The sequence below is a fragment of the Pseudomonas sp. EA_35y_Pfl2_R111 genome, assembly GCF_963970955.1.
In the GTDB taxonomy this organism is placed as follows: domain Bacteria; phylum Pseudomonadota; class Gammaproteobacteria; order Pseudomonadales; family Pseudomonadaceae; genus Aquipseudomonas.
Genome location: NZ_CAXAOM010000005.1, coordinates 260549 through 277037, shown reverse-complemented (window position 1 = coordinate 277037; position 16489 = coordinate 260549). Strand labels below are relative to the sequence as shown.

Annotated in this window: 16 protein-coding genes and 2 tRNA genes; 9 read left to right on the top strand and 9 right to left on the bottom strand. The window is 60.0% G+C overall.

Translation table 11 applies throughout. The features are described 5' to 3' along the window. The first annotated feature begins 44 nt into the window (after positions 1-44). The 4 genes from rimI (at position 45) to AACY25_RS18965 (ending at position 4189) form a co-directional block, all read left to right on the top strand. On the top strand, positions 45-497 hold the full coding sequence (gene rimI, locus AACY25_RS18980; RefSeq protein ID WP_304866532.1) for a ribosomal protein S18-alanine N-acetyltransferase: 453 nt from the start codon (positions 45-47) through the stop codon (positions 495-497). A gap of 141 nt (positions 498-638) precedes the next feature. Further along, the gene (locus tag AACY25_RS18975) at positions 639-2549 is read left to right on the top strand and encodes a bifunctional metallophosphatase/5'-nucleotidase (protein ID WP_339526708.1); all 1911 of its coding nucleotides are present in this window, start codon (positions 639-641) and stop codon (positions 2547-2549) included. An 87-nt stretch (positions 2550-2636) separates the two neighbouring features. Next, positions 2637-3281, top strand: a complete 645-nt coding sequence (gene can / locus AACY25_RS18970; protein WP_339526707.1) for a carbonate dehydratase — start codon at positions 2637-2639, stop codon at positions 3279-3281. 2 nt (positions 3282-3283) lie between these two features. After that, a complete protein-coding gene (locus tag AACY25_RS18965; RefSeq protein ID WP_339526706.1) occupies positions 3284-4189 on the top strand; it encodes a DMT family transporter in 906 nt (301 codons plus the stop codon). Between the two features lie 172 nt (positions 4190-4361). On the opposite strand, the gene AACY25_RS18960 is transcribed toward AACY25_RS18965, so the two are convergent. The 9 genes from AACY25_RS18960 to AACY25_RS18920 all read right to left on the bottom strand — a co-directional run bounded on the left by AACY25_RS18960 (position 4362) and on the right by AACY25_RS18920 (position 11356). Beyond that, positions 4362-4438, bottom strand: a tRNA-Met gene (locus tag AACY25_RS18960). 77 nt (positions 4439-4515) lie between these two features. After that, positions 4516-5616, bottom strand: coding sequence for a redox-regulated ATPase YchF (gene ychF, locus AACY25_RS18955; protein ID WP_339526704.1), 1101 nt, complete (start codon positions 5614-5616; stop codon positions 4516-4518). 33 nt (positions 5617-5649) lie between these two features. Beyond that, positions 5650-6240 (bottom strand): aminoacyl-tRNA hydrolase, encoded by a 591-nt coding sequence (gene pth, locus AACY25_RS18950; RefSeq protein WP_339526702.1) that lies wholly within the window; start codon positions 6238-6240, stop codon positions 5650-5652. A 69-nt stretch (positions 6241-6309) separates the two neighbouring features. After that, positions 6310-6918, bottom strand: a complete 609-nt coding sequence (locus AACY25_RS18945) for a 50S ribosomal protein L25/general stress protein Ctc (RefSeq protein WP_339526700.1) — start codon at positions 6916-6918, stop codon at positions 6310-6312. A gap of 114 nt (positions 6919-7032) precedes the next feature. After that, positions 7033-7974, bottom strand: coding sequence for a ribose-phosphate pyrophosphokinase (locus tag AACY25_RS18940; protein WP_090251437.1), 942 nt, complete (start codon positions 7972-7974; stop codon positions 7033-7035). A 45-nt stretch (positions 7975-8019) separates the two neighbouring features. Next, positions 8020-8094: transfer RNA gene (locus tag AACY25_RS18935), tRNA-Gln, on the bottom strand. 42 nt (positions 8095-8136) lie between these two features. Then, positions 8137-9012, bottom strand: coding sequence for a 4-(cytidine 5'-diphospho)-2-C-methyl-D-erythritol kinase (gene ispE / locus AACY25_RS18930; RefSeq protein WP_339526698.1), 876 nt, complete (start codon positions 9010-9012; stop codon positions 8137-8139). Further along, on the bottom strand, positions 9009-9626 hold the full coding sequence (gene lolB / locus AACY25_RS18925; protein ID WP_339414201.1) for a lipoprotein insertase outer membrane protein LolB: 618 nt from the start codon (positions 9624-9626) through the stop codon (positions 9009-9011). Before lolB ends, ispE begins: the two co-directional genes overlap by 4 nt. After that, positions 9626-11356: a tetratricopeptide repeat protein gene (locus AACY25_RS18920; RefSeq protein WP_339526696.1), complete on the bottom strand. Its 1731-nt coding sequence runs from the start codon at positions 11354-11356 to the stop codon at positions 9626-9628. Before AACY25_RS18920 ends, lolB begins: the two co-directional genes overlap by 1 nt. Before the next feature lie 184 nt (positions 11357-11540). On the opposite strand from AACY25_RS18920, the gene hemA reads away from it, so the two are divergent. The 5 genes from hemA (at position 11541) to murI (ending at position 16480) form a co-directional block, all read left to right on the top strand. Continuing rightward, the gene (gene hemA / locus AACY25_RS18915; RefSeq protein ID WP_339526693.1) at positions 11541-12836 is read left to right on the top strand and encodes a glutamyl-tRNA reductase; all 1296 of its coding nucleotides are present in this window, start codon (positions 11541-11543) and stop codon (positions 12834-12836) included. Positions 12837-12845: 9 nt separating this feature from the next. Then, entirely contained in the window at positions 12846-13928 is a 1083-nt protein-coding gene (prfA, locus tag AACY25_RS18910) for a peptide chain release factor 1 (RefSeq protein ID WP_339526692.1), read from the top strand. Between the two features lie 114 nt (positions 13929-14042). Next, positions 14043-14876 carry a peptide chain release factor N(5)-glutamine methyltransferase gene (gene prmC / locus AACY25_RS18905; protein WP_339526691.1) on the top strand — a complete coding sequence of 278 codons (834 nt, stop codon included), beginning with the start codon at positions 14043-14045 and terminating at the stop codon, positions 14874-14876. Between the two features lie 19 nt (positions 14877-14895). After that, positions 14896-15651, top strand: coding sequence for a molybdopterin-synthase adenylyltransferase MoeB (locus AACY25_RS18900; RefSeq protein ID WP_339526743.1), 756 nt, complete (start codon positions 14896-14898; stop codon positions 15649-15651). After that, the gene (murI, locus tag AACY25_RS18895; protein WP_339526690.1) at positions 15641-16480 is read left to right on the top strand and encodes a glutamate racemase; all 840 of its coding nucleotides are present in this window, start codon (positions 15641-15643) and stop codon (positions 16478-16480) included. Before AACY25_RS18900 ends, murI begins: the two co-directional genes overlap by 11 nt. Positions 16481-16489 lie beyond the last annotated feature (9 nt).

Here is a 16489-nt window from a genome sequence, read left to right as displayed (position 1 = left end):
CGGCCACTTGGTCGTGGTTTCTACTGCTTGCTGAGTCAACCTGAATGAGTGATGCAATCAGCTTCCGTCCGATGACTGCGACGGATATCGATGCGGTGCTGAAAATCGAATACGCCGCATTCAGCCATCCCTGGACGCGCGGCATCTTTACCGACAGCCTGACCTCCTACAACTGCTGGGTGATGTTCGAGGGCGAGCAGCAGGTCGGCCACGGTGTTATCCAGATCATCATGGATGAGGCGCACCTGCTCAATATCACCGTCAAAGCGGAAAGCCAGGGCCGAGGCCTGGGCCTCAAGCTGCTCGAGCACCTGATGCAGCAGGCCCAGCAGCAGGGCGCCAATGACTGTTTTCTGGAAGTGCGTGCGAGCAACCAGGTGGCATACCGCTTGTACGAGCGCTACGGCTTTAACGAAGTCGGCAGGCGCCGCGACTACTACCCGGCCGTCGGCGGCCGCGAAGATGCTCTGGTGATGGTCTGCCCGCTGTTTGACTAGACCCTTGTTTGGCCGCGCACTGACCCGATTGGCTACCGCGTGCGGCGCTATTCGCCGCTGACCTGACGCAGGGCTTGTCGCATACTGGCGCGCGCTGCCTCAGCTGCAGCGGTATTCGGCCCATTGCCCTAAGGATTTGTCATGCGCCTGTCTGCTTCGTTGCTCGCGGTGTTTTGCCTATTCACCGCCGCTCAGGCCTTCAGTGCCGAACGCAGCTTTACCATCCTGCACACCAACGACTGGCAATCACGCCTGCTCGGCTTTGGTCCGAACAACGAATATTCCCCCGCCACCACCGGCGATGACGACACCGTCGGCGGAGTCGCACGTCTGGCTACCTTGCTTGAACAGCGCCGCGCCGCTGCCGGTGAGCAACCAGTGCTGCTGCTCGATGGTGGCGACTTCAGCATGGGTACGCTGTTCCATACCGTGACCCGCGAAACCGGCGGCGAACTGCGCCTGATGACCGAGTTGGGTTACGACGCCGCGACTCTGGGCAACCACGAATTTGATTTTCGTCCGGCCGGCTTGGCCGCGATGATCAGCTCGGCGCACAAGATCAAGGGCGATGCGCTGATGCCGCTGCTGTCGAGCAATCTTGGCTTCGATCCCGAGCGTAAGGAAGACGACAGCCTGCAGGCGCACTACGAGGCCGGGCGCATTGCGCCATACAAGCTGATCGACAAGGGCGGTATCCGCTTTGGTCTGTTCGGCCTGCTCGGCAACAACGCTGTGGCAGTCAGTCCGATGATCAAGCCGGCAGTGTTTGCCGACCCGGTCGCGACCGCCCAAGCCATGGTCACCAAGTTGCGCGATGAGGGTGCTGAGGTAGTGATTCTGCTTTCGCATATGGGCGTTGTGCAGCAGGAGGATGGTAGCTGGCGCGGTGAGGAGGTCGAGCTGGTTGAGCAGGTGCCGGGTATCGATATCGTCGTCGGCGGCCACTCGCACACCGCGCTGGCGCAACCACTACTGGTGGGCGGTCGCACGCCAGTGGTGCAGGCCGGCTCGGAGATTCAGCACCTGGGCGAACTGCGTATGCGTCTACCTGCGGACGGCAAGCCGCAGGTTGTCGATTACCAGCTGCACCCGATCAACGATCAGATTGCCGGCAGTGCCGCGATCACTGCCCAGGTCGAGGACTTCAAGCAGGTGGTCAGTGCGCAGATGCTGGCGCCCAAGGGCTATACCTTCGATCAGCCGCTGGCCAAGGTCGACAAGACCCTGAGCCGCGCCCATGACGACCCCATTCTTGGCAATCTAGTTACCGACGCCCTGCGCCAGGCCACAGGCAGCGATGTGTCGTTTACCGGTAATGGCACCATTCGCGACAACATGATCATGGGCCGCTATGGCGTGCAGACGGTGTCCGACTTGTTTCGCATCGCCCCGCTGGGGGTTGGTGAGCTGGATGATGCGCCGGGTTACCCGCTGATCAAGGTGTATGTCAGTGGGCAGGAGCTTAAGAACCTGCTCGAAGTCCTGCTGCTGGCGTATCAGGTGCGTGAAAGCAAAAGCTATTACCCGCGCGTGTCGGGCCTGCGTTTCAGCTACAACCCCTGGCGCGTGCCGTTCGATCGGGTTAGTCAGATTGAGCTGGGCGATCCGATTAAGGGCTACACGCCGCTCGACCTGGCCGATCAGCGGCTCTACAGCATCGGCGCCACCAGTTATGTCGGTAGCTTTACCTGGCTGGTCAGCGACCTGACCAAGGGCCTGCTCAGCGTGCAGCCCAAGGATGCGCAGGGCCGGCCGCTGGCGGCGATCAAGGACGCGATCGTCGATGTCGATCCGCAGCAGCCTGGCGTGCAGGAATATAAAGAGTGGCAGGGCCTGCTCGACCATATTCGCAGCTTGCCGGACCTGGACGGCGACGGCCTGGCCGATATCCCGACCCAGGGCGCGGCTGCCGAGCAGCGTATGCTGCGTGCGCCCAGCCTGCAGCCGGCCGAGCTGTACCGCTATGCGGGGCCGTTGCAGTGGGGTGTAAGCCTGGTGCTGTTGGCGGGCCTGCTGCTGATTCTCTGGTTGTTGCGTCGCCGCCGCGCTTGAACTGACTGCTGTTATTGCGTGCCGCGTGTGCTTGTCAAAAGTTCGTGGCGCTCCTATGGTGCGCATCGACGAATCTAGGAGCGACGCATGAGCGATCTACAACATCTCTTCGACAACAACGCGCGTTGGGCCGAAGCGATCAAGGAAGAAGATCCCGAGTTCTTCGCCAAACTGGCCAAGCAGCAGGTGCCCGAATACCTGTGGATCGGTTGCTCCGATGCACGCGTGCCGGCCAACGAGATTGTCGGCCTGCTGCCGGGCGATCTGTTCGTGCATCGTAATGTCGCCAACGTGGTGCTGCACACTGACCTCAACTGCCTTTCGGTGATCCAGTACGCGGTCGATGTGCTCAAGGTCAAACATATCTTGGTCACCGGCCACTATGGCTGCGGCGGTGTGCGCGCATCCATGCAGGACACCCAGTTCGGCCTGATTGACGGCTGGCTTCGCAGCATTCGCGACCTGTACTACGAGCACCGCGAACACCTGGCGCAGTTGCCCAGCGAGGAAGAGCAGGTTGACCGCCTCTGCGAACTCAACGTGATCCAGCAGGTGGCCAACGTCAGCCACACCACCATCGTGCAGAACGCCTGGCATCGCGGTCAGCCGCTGGCGGTGCATGGCTGCATCTATGGCATCAAGGACGGCCGCTGGAAGAATCTCAACGTCACCGTCAGCGGCATGGAGCAACTGCCGCCGCAATACCGCCTGCGTCCGCTCGGGCAGAGCTAGGCATGCAATCTTCGGTGCGTGTCGCATTGGCCGGTCTACTGCTGGCGACGCTGTGCTGGTCGGGCAATGCACTGGTGGCCAGGGCGTTCGCTGGCGAGATCCCGCCGTTCGCCCTGTCATTCTGGCGCTGGAGTTTGGCCCTAGTTCTGCTGTTGCCTTTTGTGGTCAAACCACTGTGGCAACACCGCGCGGCATTGCGTGTGGCTGGCTGGCGCTTGCTGGTGCTCGCGGGCCTCGGCATCGCCGGCTACAACAGCCTGCTCTACGCCGCCGCGCAAACCACGGCCGCGATTAACATCACCCTGGTCAACACCTGCCTGCCGCTGATGACCTTTATCGGTGCCGGCCTGCTGCTTGGCGAATGGCCGCAGCGCCGCGCCTGGTGTGGCATGGCAGTGGCCGCAGGCGGACTGCTGGTGCTGATCAGCAAAGGCAGTTGGGCCAGCCTCAGCGGCCTGGCATTCAATCAGGGCGACCTGATTATGCTGCTGGCGGTGGCCGACTGGGCGCTCTACTCATTGCTGCTAAGACGCTGGGCCAGTTACTTGCTGCCGATACCACCGCTGGCGTTGCTCGGCGTGCTGATGCTGCTGGGCGTACCGCTGATTCTGCCGTTCTATCTTTACGAGTTGGCCCAGGGCGCACACTTCAACCTGACGGCAGAGAATTTGGCCGCCATCAGCTACACCGCGATCTTTGCCTCATTGCTCGCCTATCTGGCGTGGAACCATGCCATCCGCGTACTTGGTGCCGCCAAGGCGGCGCTCTCCAATTACCTGATGCCGGTGTTTACCGCTGTATTAGGTTGGCTGCTATTGGGGGAGGGTTTGCAGAGTTACCACTGGCTCGGTGCAGCGCTGATCTTTACGGGCTTGCTGCTGAGTACGCAGGGTGCGCGAAGCCGTTGAATAGCGAAGAAGGGCATATGCAGACGCGTGAGAGCCACGCTTTCTGTTGTTATCACTGTGGGGTGGCTTGTATTACATCGAGTGAGTTCATATTCAGTACAACAGCTGAGCATTCGTCCAAAACCTAAGCAAACAAAAAAGGGCTTACCTTTCGGTAAACCCTTGTTTTGTTTGGTGGCTACGCAGGGACTTGAACCCCGGACCCCAGCATTATGAATGCTATGCTCTAACCAGCTGAGCTACGTAGCCGAGTGGCGCGCATTATTCGCGTCTTGTGGTTGGGTGTCAACCCTGTTGGGCGAAAATTTATGCGCGCGATCAATCGCTTACACGTTAAAGCGGAAATGCATGACGTCGCCGTCTTTAACGATGTAGTCCTTGCCTTCCAGGCGCCATTTACCGGCTTCCTTGGTCCCAGCTTCACCCTTGTATTGGATGAAGTCGTTGTAGGCGATGACTTCGGCGCGGATAAAGCCTTTTTCGAAGTCGGTATGAATCACGCCGGCGGCCTGTGGGGCAGTGGCGCCAACTTTGACGGTCCAGGCGCGGACTTCTTCGACGCCGGCGGTAAAGTAGGTTTGCAGGTTGAGTAGTTCGTAGCCTGCACGTATTACGCGGTTAAGGCCGGGTTCTTCAAGACCCAGGGCTTCAAGGAACATGTCCTTTTCTTCGCCGTCATCCAGCTCGGCGATTTCTGCTTCGATTTTGTTGCATACCGGTACGACAGGAGCGCCTTCCTCGTCGGCAATGGCCTGGACGATGTCGAGCAGTGGATTGTTCTCAAAGCCGTCTTCGGCGACATTGGCGATGTACATCACCGGCTTGCTGGTGAGCAGGTGGAAGCCACGTACCAGTTGCTTCTCGTCGTCACCCAGGGTTTTCATCAGGGTGCGCGCTGGCTTGCCTTCGCTGAAGTGGGGGATGAGCTTTTCCAGCAGGGCTTTCTGCGCAACGGCTTCTTTGTCGCCGCCCTTGGCGTTGCGGGTGGTCTTCTGCAGTTGCTTTTCGCAGCTGTCGAGGTCGGCGAAGATCAGTTCGAGGTCGATGATCTCGATATCGCGCTTGGGGTCGACGCTGTTGGCAACGTGAATCACGTTGTCGTCTTCGAAGCAGCGCACCACGTGGGCGATCGCGTCTGTTTCGCGAATGTTGGCGAGGAACTTGTTGCCTAGACCTTCACCTTTTGATGCGCCTTCTACCAGGCCGGCGATGTCGACGAATTCCATGGTGGTCGGCAGGATGCGTTTGGGGTTAACGATGGCTGCCAGCGCCGCGAGGCGTGGATCGGGCATTGGCACGATGCCGCTGTTTGGCTCAATGGTGCAGAACGGAAAATTCTCAGCCGCAATACCGGATTTGGTGAGGGCGTTGAACAGGGTGGACTTGCCGACGTTGGGCAGGCCGACGATGCCGCAGTTGAATCCCATGGTGTTGTCCCTCGCACGAATGGCGGTAAAGAGTTAGGAGGTGGCTTTCTGGCTGTGCAGTTTGTGCATGGCCTTGCTCCAGTCGCCTGCGAGTATTTCCGGCAGGGTGCCTAGGGCAAAGTCGATGCTGGTATCCAGCAGTTCCTGTTCGCTGCGTGGGGCGCGGCCGAGGACGAAGTTGGAGACCATGCTGCTGTGCCCGGGATGGCCGATGCCAAGCCGCAGGCGGTAAAAGTTATTCTGATTACCGAGCTGGGCGATGATGTCGCGCAGTCCGTTATGCCCGCCGTGCCCGCCACCCTGTTTGAGTTTGGCGACGCCGGGGGGCATGTCGAGTTCGTCGTGGGCCACCAGAATAGCTTCCGCGGGTATGCGGAAGAAATTCGCCAAAGCCGCTACGGCCTGGCCGCTACGGTTCATAAAAGTGGTGGGGATCAGCAGGCGAACATCGCGGCCTTGATGGCTGAGTTTGCCAACCAGGCCAAAATATTTTTTGTCGAGGCTCAGATTGATGCGCTGGCTGTCTGCCAGGCGCTCAACGAAAAGGGCCCCTGCATTATGCCGGGTCTGGTCGTATTCAGGGCCGGGGTTACCCAGGCCAACGATCAGTTGTACGGCAGTCATGTCAGGAGCCCTTTTGTGGAAATAGCTCGGCAGAATCGCATGCCGAGCTGGTTTCCGACGCTGCGAGGTTTACTCAGCAGCGCCTTCTTCTGCGTCTTTAGCAACGCGGGAGGCGTGGATGTTAGCCACGGCCAGGTCGTTACCGTGAGCCAATGCAACCAGCTCAACACCTTTAGGCAGTTTCAGGTCAGCCAAGTGAACGATCTGACCAACTTCAACGGCAGCCATGTCGACTTCGATGAATTCCGGCAGGTCTTTCGGCAGGCAGGAAACTTCTACTTCCGACAGGACGTGGGAGACTTCGCCGCCTTGCTGCTTAACGCCAACCGAGGTTTCCTGGTTGATGAAGTGCAGGGGAACGATAGCGGTCAGTTTCTGACCAGCGACTACGCGAATGAAGTCAGCATGCAGCACAAAGCCCTTGGCTGGGTGACGCTGCAGGGCTTTGATGATCACGCTTTCGTTGCTGCCGGCTACGTTCAGGCTCAGCACGTGGCTGTAGGCTGCTTCGTTTTCCAGCAGTTTGGCCAGTTCTTTGGCCAGCAGGCTGATCGATTGTGGAGCTTTTTCGCCACCGTAAATTACGGCAGGAACCATGGCAACGTTACGACGCAGGCGGCGGCTCGCACCTTTCCCCAGGTCGGAACGCACTTCGGCATTCAGGGCAAATTCAGTCATTTCACTTCTCCAAAATAACCAAACCGTCCGTTACGCTTGCGACCAGCGACGGGACGGTTGGTTGAAAAGCCTTGCCGTCAGGGCAGGGCGTTTGCGCTCAGGGCGTATTCCGAATTAACGGAACATCGCGCTGATCGATTCTTCATTGCTGATGCGGCGTACCGCTTCAGCGACTACCGGGGCGATGTCCAGTTGGCGAATACGCGAACAGGATTGCGCGGCGGCGGACAGCGGGATGGTGTTAGTCACCACCAGCTCGTCGAGTACAGACTTTTCAATGTTTTCGATGGCGCGGCCAGACAGTACGGCGTGTGTGGCGTAGGCGAAAACTTTCGAGGCGCCATGTTCTTTCAGCGCTTTGGCGGCGTGGCACAGGGTGCCCGCGGTATCCACCATGTCGTCGACCAGGATGCAGGTACGGCCTTCAACATCACCGATGATGTGCATCACTTCGGAGTGGTTGGCTTTCTCGCGGCGCTTGTCGATGATCGCCAGGTCAACACCCAGGGACTTGGCCACGGCGCGTGCACGCACTACGCCGCCAATGTCTGGGGAGACGATCATCAGGTTTTCAAAGCGCTGGTCTTCGATATCGTCCACCAGTACTGGCGAACCGTAGATGTTATCTACCGGTATATCGAAGAAGCCCTGGATCTGATCCGCGTGCAGGTCGACGGTCAAAACCCGGTCGATACCTACAACGGTGAGCATGTCAGCCACAACCTTGGCGCTGATTGCTACGCGAGCGGAGCGCGGGCGGCGATCCTGGCGGGCATAGCCAAAGTAGGGGATAACTGCAGTAATTCGGGTCGCTGAGGAGCGGCGGAAGGCATCGGCCATCACTACCAGTTCCATCAGGTTGTCGTTGGTTGGCGCGCACGTCGGTTGAATCAGGAAGACGTCTTTACCGCGGACGTTTTCGTTGATTTCAATCATGATCTCGCCGTCGGAAAACTTACCGACAGAAGCATCACCGAGGGGAATGTGCAGCTGACGTACGATACGTCGCGCCAGATCGGGGTTAGCGTTCCCCGTAAAAACCATCATCTTGGACACGCGCAGTACCTGCCGGCTGGGGGTATACCTGGATGAGTACAGAAATGGCAGGGGCGGCTGGATTCGAACCAACGCATGCCAGGATCAAAACCTGGTGCCTTACCGCTTGGCGACGCCCCTACTACCGTACAACTCTGTGTGCTTATTGCTAAGCACTTGCATTCACTTCCTGACCAAGGTTTCGAGCTTGCGGTGCAACATCGAAATGTTACGGCCTTGGGCAATAAAACTTGGCAAAGTGGCTGGAAGTTGGCGGGCGACTTTATCAGCATCGTCCTGGTTTGGGAAGCTCCCAAACACACAAGCTCCAGTGCCGGTTAATCGAGCTGAAACAAATTTGTTCAACAAGATCAAAGCGTTACGAACTTCTGGATAACGCTTCGTGACCACCGGCTGGCAGTCATTACGACCACCCCCCTCAAGAAGGCTGCGAACTTTAATGGGCGGCGTATCCCGTGTCAACTCGGGGTCGGAGAAAATTTCCGCTGTGCTGACAAGTACTTGCGGGATCGCGACAAGAAACCAGGGTTCGCTCAGGGTCACCGGTTGCAGCTTTTCCCCCACACCTTCGGCGAAGGCCGCGTGGCCGCGTACGAATACCGGCACGTCTGCTCCGAGGCTCAGGCCCAGAGTAGCCAGTTGATCTTCGCTGTAATTCAGCTGCCACAGATGGTTGAGGCCGAGCAGGGTGGTCGCGGCATCCGAGCTGCCGCCGCCTATGCCGCCGCCCATGGGCAGGCGCTTATCCAGCCAGATGTCTGCACCCAGGGTGCAGTTTGCGTGCTGTTGCAGCAGGCGCGCGGCACGTACGATCAGATTGCTATCGTGGGGTACGCCGTCGATGGGCGTATGCAGATGAATTTCACCGTCGGAGCGCAAGGCAAAGCCCAGCTCATCGCCGAAGTCGAGAAACTGAAACAGGGTCTGCAGCTCGTGGTAGCCGTCGGCGCGTCGGCCGAGGATATGCAACATAAGGTTGAGCTTGGCCGGTGCCGGCAGAATTAGTTCGGCACCGGCGGGTATTGCCGGGGCGCTCATTGACCGAGCTGGCGCGGTTGCCAGTCCTTGATCACCAGGGTGACTTGCAGATCGAAGCCGCTGAGCTTGATGCGCTCGGGCAGCCAGAAACCATTTTGCTCGGCATAACTCAGGTATTCGACGTGCCAGCCGTCCTGGCTCAGTTGCGCCAGGTGGCTTTGGCTGTCGAGGTTCAGGCGGCTTTTGCTATCGGGTGACGGCAGGCCGCGAATCCACCAGAGCAGGTGCGAGACAGGCAGGTTCAGGCCTAGCTGGTTTTGCAGCAGCTGTTCCGGCGACTCGGCCTGGTAGCGGCCCTGATTGGCCACTTCCAGCTGGATTGCGCCGGGGCGGCCGGTCAGGCGTGCCGCGCCACGACCCAGTGGGCCGGACAGGCGAATGTCGTAATAGTCCTGGCGTTGTAGCCAGAACAGCGTGCCGCTGCCGGAGTCTTTCGGTGCGCGGATGCCGACCTTGCCGTTGATCTGCCAGGCATCCAGGCTGCTGATTCGTTGTTTATGGGCTTGCCAGCTTTGCGCGTCGCCCTGGCCTTCGAGGGCTTCGCGGGAGGTCAGGCCGGCGCAGCCCGCTAATAATGTGATCAGGCTGAAAACTATCAGATGGCGCGCAAGCATCAGAGTGTCTCTGCTCCGGTCAGGCGCAGCAGGGTGCTGCGCAGGATTGTGCTGTCTGGTTGCTGTTTAAGGGCCTCGCGCCAAAGTTTGCGCGCTTCATTCTGCTTGCCCTGCGCCCACAGCACTTCGCCCAGGTGAGCGGCAACTTCGTGGTCGGGAAATTCTTGCATGGCTTGGCGCAGCAGGCGCTCGGCCTCATCCAGGTTGCCTAGGCGGTAATTGACCCAGCCGAGGCTGTCGAGAATCGCTGGGTCTTCCGGGTTGAGCTGGTGCGCTTGCTCGATCAGCTGTTTCGCTTCGGCGTAGCGCGTGGTGCGGTCGGCCAGGGTGTAGCCCAGGGCGTTGAGGGCCATAGCGTTGTCCGGTTCGCGCTCGAGAATAAAGCGCAGGTCCTGCTCCAGCAGGGTCAGGTTGTCGCGTTTTTCTGCAAGCATGGCGCGTGTGTAGAGCAGGTTGAGGTCTTCTGGGAACTGCTCCAGGGCTTTCTGGATCAGCTTCCAGGCGCGCTCGGTGTCCTGCTGCTTGGACCAGGCCTCGGCTTCAATCAGGTACAGCTGAATGGCGTAGTCAGGCTGGCTTTCGCGAGCCTGGCGCAGACGCTCGGCGGCTTCTTCGGCGCGTTGCTCGTTGAATAGCAAGTCGCTTTGACGGGCCTGCGCGGGCAAGTAGTCATTGCCGGGGCCGACCAGGGCGTATTCGATCAGGGCGCTGGAAGTGTCGCCGAGTTCTTCATAGGCGCGGGCCAGGTTGTAGTGCGCGGCGTCGCTATGGCTACCGCGCTCGACCAGTTCTTCCAGGTAGACGATTGCTTCTTTCCATGCCTTGGCTTCCAGGCAGACCAAGGCCAGGGAAAAGCGCAGGTCATCATCGTTGGGGTATTGCTGGAGCAGCGAGGCGAACTCGCCTCTGGCGTCATCCAGGCGGTTCTCGGCAACCAGTAAGCGGGCGTAGGTCAGGCGCAGGCGTTTGTCGTCCGGGTACTGCTCGATGCCTTTTTCCAGCAGCGGCAGAGCGTCGTCGTTGCGCTCAAGGCTTTGCAGCAGGCGCGCATGCAGCAGGATCGATGCGATGGGGCGGTCTTTGCTGGGCTGTTGCTCCAGCAGTTCCAGGGCTTCCTGCGGTCGGCCATCCTGTTGCAGCAACAGGGCTTTGCCAAATTGCAGCTGGCTGTTGTCCGGGTATTTGGTTTGCAGGCGATCAAAGCTTTGCAGCAGGCCTGCGCGGGTGTCCGGGTCGGTTTCAGCGGCGGACAGGGCGAGGAAATCGAAATGCGTATCGCCCTGACGTTGCAGAACCCGCGCCATAAAACTCATGGATTCGTCGTAGCGGCCGGCGCGGGCCAGCTGCACGGCGGCTGCGCGTTGGGCGTCGATACTCTCTGGTGCGGCCTTAGCCCACAGCAGACTGGTTTCCAGGGCCGGCTGCTCGGCACCCAAGTACTCGGCTATACGAAAACCGCGCTCGGCTACACCAGCGTCCTGGGTGGCATTGGCCTGTTCTACGTAGTTTTCCAGGGCAATATCGAAGCGGTTGCGTTGGCCGGCTAATTCCGCGACCAGTAGCGATAGCAGGGTTTCCTGGCTGAAGTCGCGATAAACCTGCGACTGCGCTTGTGTGGCGACTACAGAGGGTTCTTCCACCGGCGGCGCGCCATCCGGGGCAGAGGGGGCAAAGGTCTGGCAGCCACTTAATAAGGCAGCGGCAGTCAGCAAGGCGAAAGATTTATTCATAGGAAGAGTATGTGGCCAACCTGCGGTCTGGGCATCATGACACAAGCATTAGGGCAAGCCCATGGGCTGCCATGATCCTGTTTATGGAGATAACTTGCCTACTTGGGACAATAGGCCGCAGTGGTTGTTCTCGCTTTGCCGAAGTAGGACAATTGCCGGCTTCCACTCCCTGTCAGCGACGTGCATGGCCTTTATTGCCCTCGGTATCAACCACAAGACCGCCTCGGTGGACGTCCGCGAGCGCGTGGCTTTCACTCCTGAGCAGTTGGTTGAGGCATTGCAGCAGCTGTGTCAGCGCACCAGCAGTCGGGAGGCAGCGATTCTCTCGACCTGTAATCGCAGTGAGTTGTACCTCGAGCAGGATGAGTTGAGCGCTGATGAAGTGCTGGTCTGGCTGGCCAGTTACCATCGTCTGAGCCTCGAAGAGTTGCGCGCCTGCGCGTATATCCATGCCGATGACGAGGCCGTGCGCCATATGATGCGCGTGGCCTCGGGTCTCGACTCTATGGTGTTGGGCGAGCCGCAGATTCTCGGTCAGATGAAATCGGCGTTTGCCGTAGCGCGCGAGGCCGGTACTCTCGGGCCGCTGCTAGGACGGCTGTTTCAAGCCACTTTCAGCACCGCCAAGACTGTGCGCACCGATACGGCGATTGGCGAAAACCCGGTGTCCGTGGCCTTTGCCGCCGTCAGCCTGGCCAAGCAGATTTTCGCTGATTTGCACCGTAGCCAGGCGCTGCTGATCGGTGCAGGCGAGACCATCAGCTTGGTGGCTCGCCATCTGCACGATCAGGGCATCAAGCGCATCGTGGTGGCCAACCGCACGCTGGAGCGTGCTAGCAGCCTGGCCGAACAATTTGGCGCACATGCCGTGCTGCTCTCGGAAATCCCCGATGAGCTGGTTAACAGCGATATTGTGATCAGCTCCACGGCGAGTCAGCTGCCGATTCTTGGCAAGGGCGCGGTGGAGCGTGCATTGAAGCAGCGTAAGCACAAGCCGATCTTTATGGTCGATATCGCCGTGCCGCGTGATATCGAGCCGGAAGTCGGCGAGCTGGACGACGTCTACCTGTATACCGTGGATGACCTGCACGAGGTGATCGCGGAAAACCTCAAAAGTCGTCAGGGCGCGGCCCAGGCGGCGGAAGAGTTGGTCAGTTCTGGTGCCCAGGACTTTATGCTGCGTCTGCGGGAACTGGCTGCGGTGGATGTGCTCAGGGCCTATCGCCAGCAGGCCGAGCGCCTGCGCGACGAGGAGCTGAATAAGGCCCTGCGCCTGCTCAACAATGGCAGTTCGGCCGAGGATGTGCTGGCTCTGCTGGCCCGTGGCCTGACCAACAAACTGCTGCATGCGCCCAGTGTACAGCTGAAAAAATTCTCTGCTGACGGCCGCGTCGATGCGCTGGGCGTGGCTCAAGAACTGTTTGCCCTGGATGAGGGCGCGCCACCTGCTTCCATTCATAGCAGCTCGGCTAATAAATAAAGGTCCGCAATGAAAGCGTCACTGATCAATAAACTCGACCTGTTGCAGGATCGTTTCGAAGAGCTGACCGCGCTGCTCGGCGATGCCGAGGTGATAAGCAACCAGCCGCAGTTTCGCGCCTATTCCAAGGAATACGCCGAGCTTGAGCCGGTGTACCAAGCGTTCAGTGCCTTCCGTAAAGTCCAGTCTGACCTCGAAGGTGCTCAGGCGCTGCTTAAAGACAGCGACCCGGATATGCGCGAAATGGCCGAAGAAGAAGTCGCCGAAGCCAAGGAACAGCTGATCGAACTGGAAGCCAGCCTGCAGCGCATGCTGCTGCCCAAAGACCCGAATGATGGCCGCAACGTGTTCCTCGAAGTGCGCGCCGGTACCGGTGGCGACGAGGCGGCGATCTTCTCCGGCGACCTGTTCCGCATGTATTCGCGCTATGCCGAGAAGCAGGGCTGGCGCGTGGAAGTGCTGTCGGCCAGCGAAGGTGAGCATGGCGGCTATAAGGAAGTGATTGCCCGGGTCGAGGGCGATAACGTCTACGGCAAGCTCAAGTTCGAGTCTGGCGCGCACCGCGTGCAGCGTGTGCCGGAGACCGAATCCCAGGGGCGCATCCACACCTCGGCCTGTACCGTCGCCGTGTTGCCCGAGCCTGATGAGCAGATGGCCATCGATATCAACCCGGCCGACTTGCGTGTGGACACCTACCGCAGCTCCGGTGCCGGTGGTCAGCACGTCAACACCACGGATTCTGCAATTCGTATCACCCATATCCCCACCGGTACCGTGGTCGAATGTCAGGAAGAACGTTCGCAGCACAAGAACCGCGCCAAGGCCATGGCCTGGCTCGCGGCGAAATTGAAGGACCAGCAGGAAGCTGCCGCGCATAAGGAAATTTCCGACTCGCGCAAATTGCTGGTGGGGTCCGGTGATCGATCCGAGCGCATTCGTACCTACAACTTCCCGCAAGGTCGGGTCACCGATCACCGCATCAACCTGACCCTGTATTCACTCAATGAAGTGATTGCTGGTGGCGTCGAGGCAATCATTGAGCCGCTGCTGGTCGAGTATCAGGCCGATCAGTTAGCCGCTTTGGGCGATTGATCGCCCGATCTACGGCTGTCGCCGAGAATGTAGGGTGGATGATGCTGTTTTCATCCACCACCAGCGGTGGAAAACGCTGCGCGGTTTTCCACCCTACGAAGAGATCGTCATCGCATGACCACCATCGACCAACTGCTCGCCAGCGCCGAACTACCCGACTCGCCGACCCCGCGTCTGGACGCCGAGCTACTGCTCGCCCATGCCCTGGGCAAGTCGCGCAGCTATCTGCACACCTGGCCGGAGCGCGAGCTTGAGGCCGAGCACCTTGAGCATTATCAGGCGGCGCTGGCGCGGCGTCAGGCTGGCGAGCCGGTGGCCTATATTCTTGGCCAGCAGGGCTTCTGGAATCTGGATCTGGAGGTCGCGGCGCACACCCTGATTCCGCGTCCGGATACCGAGTTGCTGGTGGAAACCGTTCTGGCGCTGCTGCCGGCTACGCCTGCTGCACTGCTGGATTTGGGCACTGGAACCGGTGCGATTGCCCTGGCCCTGGCCAGCGAGCGTCCGGCCTGGCGGCTAACCGGTGTGGATCGCGTACCCGATGCGGTGGCCCTGGCCGAACGCAATCGCGCGCGGCTTAAACTAAGCAATGCCAGCTTTGTTGCAAGCTACTGGTTTAGCGCCCTGGCGGGTCGGCGTTATCAGGTGATCGTCAGCAACCCGCCCTATATTGCCGCCGATGATCGCCACCTGGTCGAAGGCGATGTGCGTTTCGAACCGAGCAGCGCACTGGTGGCAGGCGCGGATGGCCTGGACGATATTCGCCTGATCATCCAGCAGGCACCGGACTATCTTGAAGCGAGCGGCTGGTTGCTGCTGGAGCATGGCTTCGATCAGGCGTCGGCAGTGCGCGAGCTGCTTAGTGCGCGCGGTTTTAGCGTGGTGGAAAGCCGGCGTGACCTAGGCGGCCACGAGCGCATCAGTCTGGGACGCTTTGATAATGAGTGACGCCATGAGCCCGCACGACATGCTGAATGACGACGAGCTGCTGCGCTATAGCCGGCAGATCCTCCTGCAACAGATCGATATCGCTGGCCAGCTGCGCCTGAAAAACAGTCGCGCGCTGATCATCGGCCTCGGCGGTTTGGGTTCGCCGGTGGCGCTGTATCTGGCGGCTGCGGGCGTCGGCGAATTGCATCTGGCGGATTTTGATACGGTCGATTTGACTAACCTGCAGCGGCAGATCGCTCACGATACTTCCAGCATCGGCCAGAGCAAGGTCGACTCGGCAAGCAAGCGCCTGCTGGCGATCAATCCGCAGCTGCGCTTGCAGGCTCACCGACAGGGCCTGGACAGCGATTCCTTGGCCGTAGCCGTGGCGGCCGTGGACTTGGTGTTGGATTGCTCGGATAACTTCAGCACCCGCGAGGCGGTGAATGCAGCTTGCGTGGCGGCCAAGGTGCCACTGGTTAGCGGCGCGGCGATTCGCCTGGAAGGGCAGCTGTCGGTGTTCGATCCACGGCGCGATGACAGCCCTTGTTATCACTGTATCTACGGTCATGGCAGCGAGGCCGAATTGACCTGCAGCGAAGCCGGTGTGGTCGGCCCGCTGGTGGGCCTGGTCGGCAGCCTGCAGGCACTGGAAGCCTTGAAATTATTGGCACAGTTTGGCGAGCCGTTGGTTGGCCGCTTGCTGTTGATCGATGCCCTGGGTAGCCGTTTCCGTGAGCTGCGGGTCAAGCGTGATCCGGGCTGCAGCGTGTGTGGCGCCCATGGCCAGTAACGTCTCAAGAGACGCGCCGGTTGGCGTATTCGACTCCGGCGTCGGCGGCCTGTCGGTGCTGGGCGAAATCCGCACGCTGCTGCCGAATGAGTCGCTGCTCTATATAGCCGACAGCGGCCATGTGCCCTATGGCGAAAAGAGCCCGGAATTTATCCGCGAGCGCTGCCGGGTGTTGGCTACGTTTCTTCTGACCCAAGGGGCCAAGGCGCTGGTGCTGGCCTGCAATACCGCCACAGTGGCGGGTGTGGCCGAGCTGCGTGAGTTGTACCCGCAGCTGCCGATTATCGGTATGGAGCCTGCGGTAAAGCCCGCCGCCGCCGCGACCAAGGTCGGTGTGGTTGGCGTGCTGGCGACAACCGGAACCTTGAAAAGCGCCAAGTTCGCCGCCTTGCTCGACCGTTTTGCCAGCGATGTGCGGGTAATTACCCAGCCCTGTCCAGGTCTGGTGGAGCGTATCGAAGCCGGCGATCTGAGTAGCGAACAAACCCGCACGCTGTTACAGGGATTTGTAGCGCCGCTGCTGGAGCAGGGTTGCGACACCTTGATCCTCGGTTGCACCCATTACCCCTTTATCAAACCCCTGCTGCAAACCCTAGTGCCGCCCTCGGTCAGCCTGATTGACACAGGCGCAGCGGTGGCGCGTCAGCTGCAACGGCTACTTGATGAGCAGAGGCTATTGGCCCGTGGTCCCGCGCGCCCGGCGCAGTTCTGGTCTAGCGGCAACGTCACGCAGCTAGAAAATTTATTGACCCTTTTATGGGGTGAACGGTCATTAATACAGTCGTTTGACAATATTGAGTCAGACTGCTGGTATAAATCGGGTTTCTAAGTACAGGCA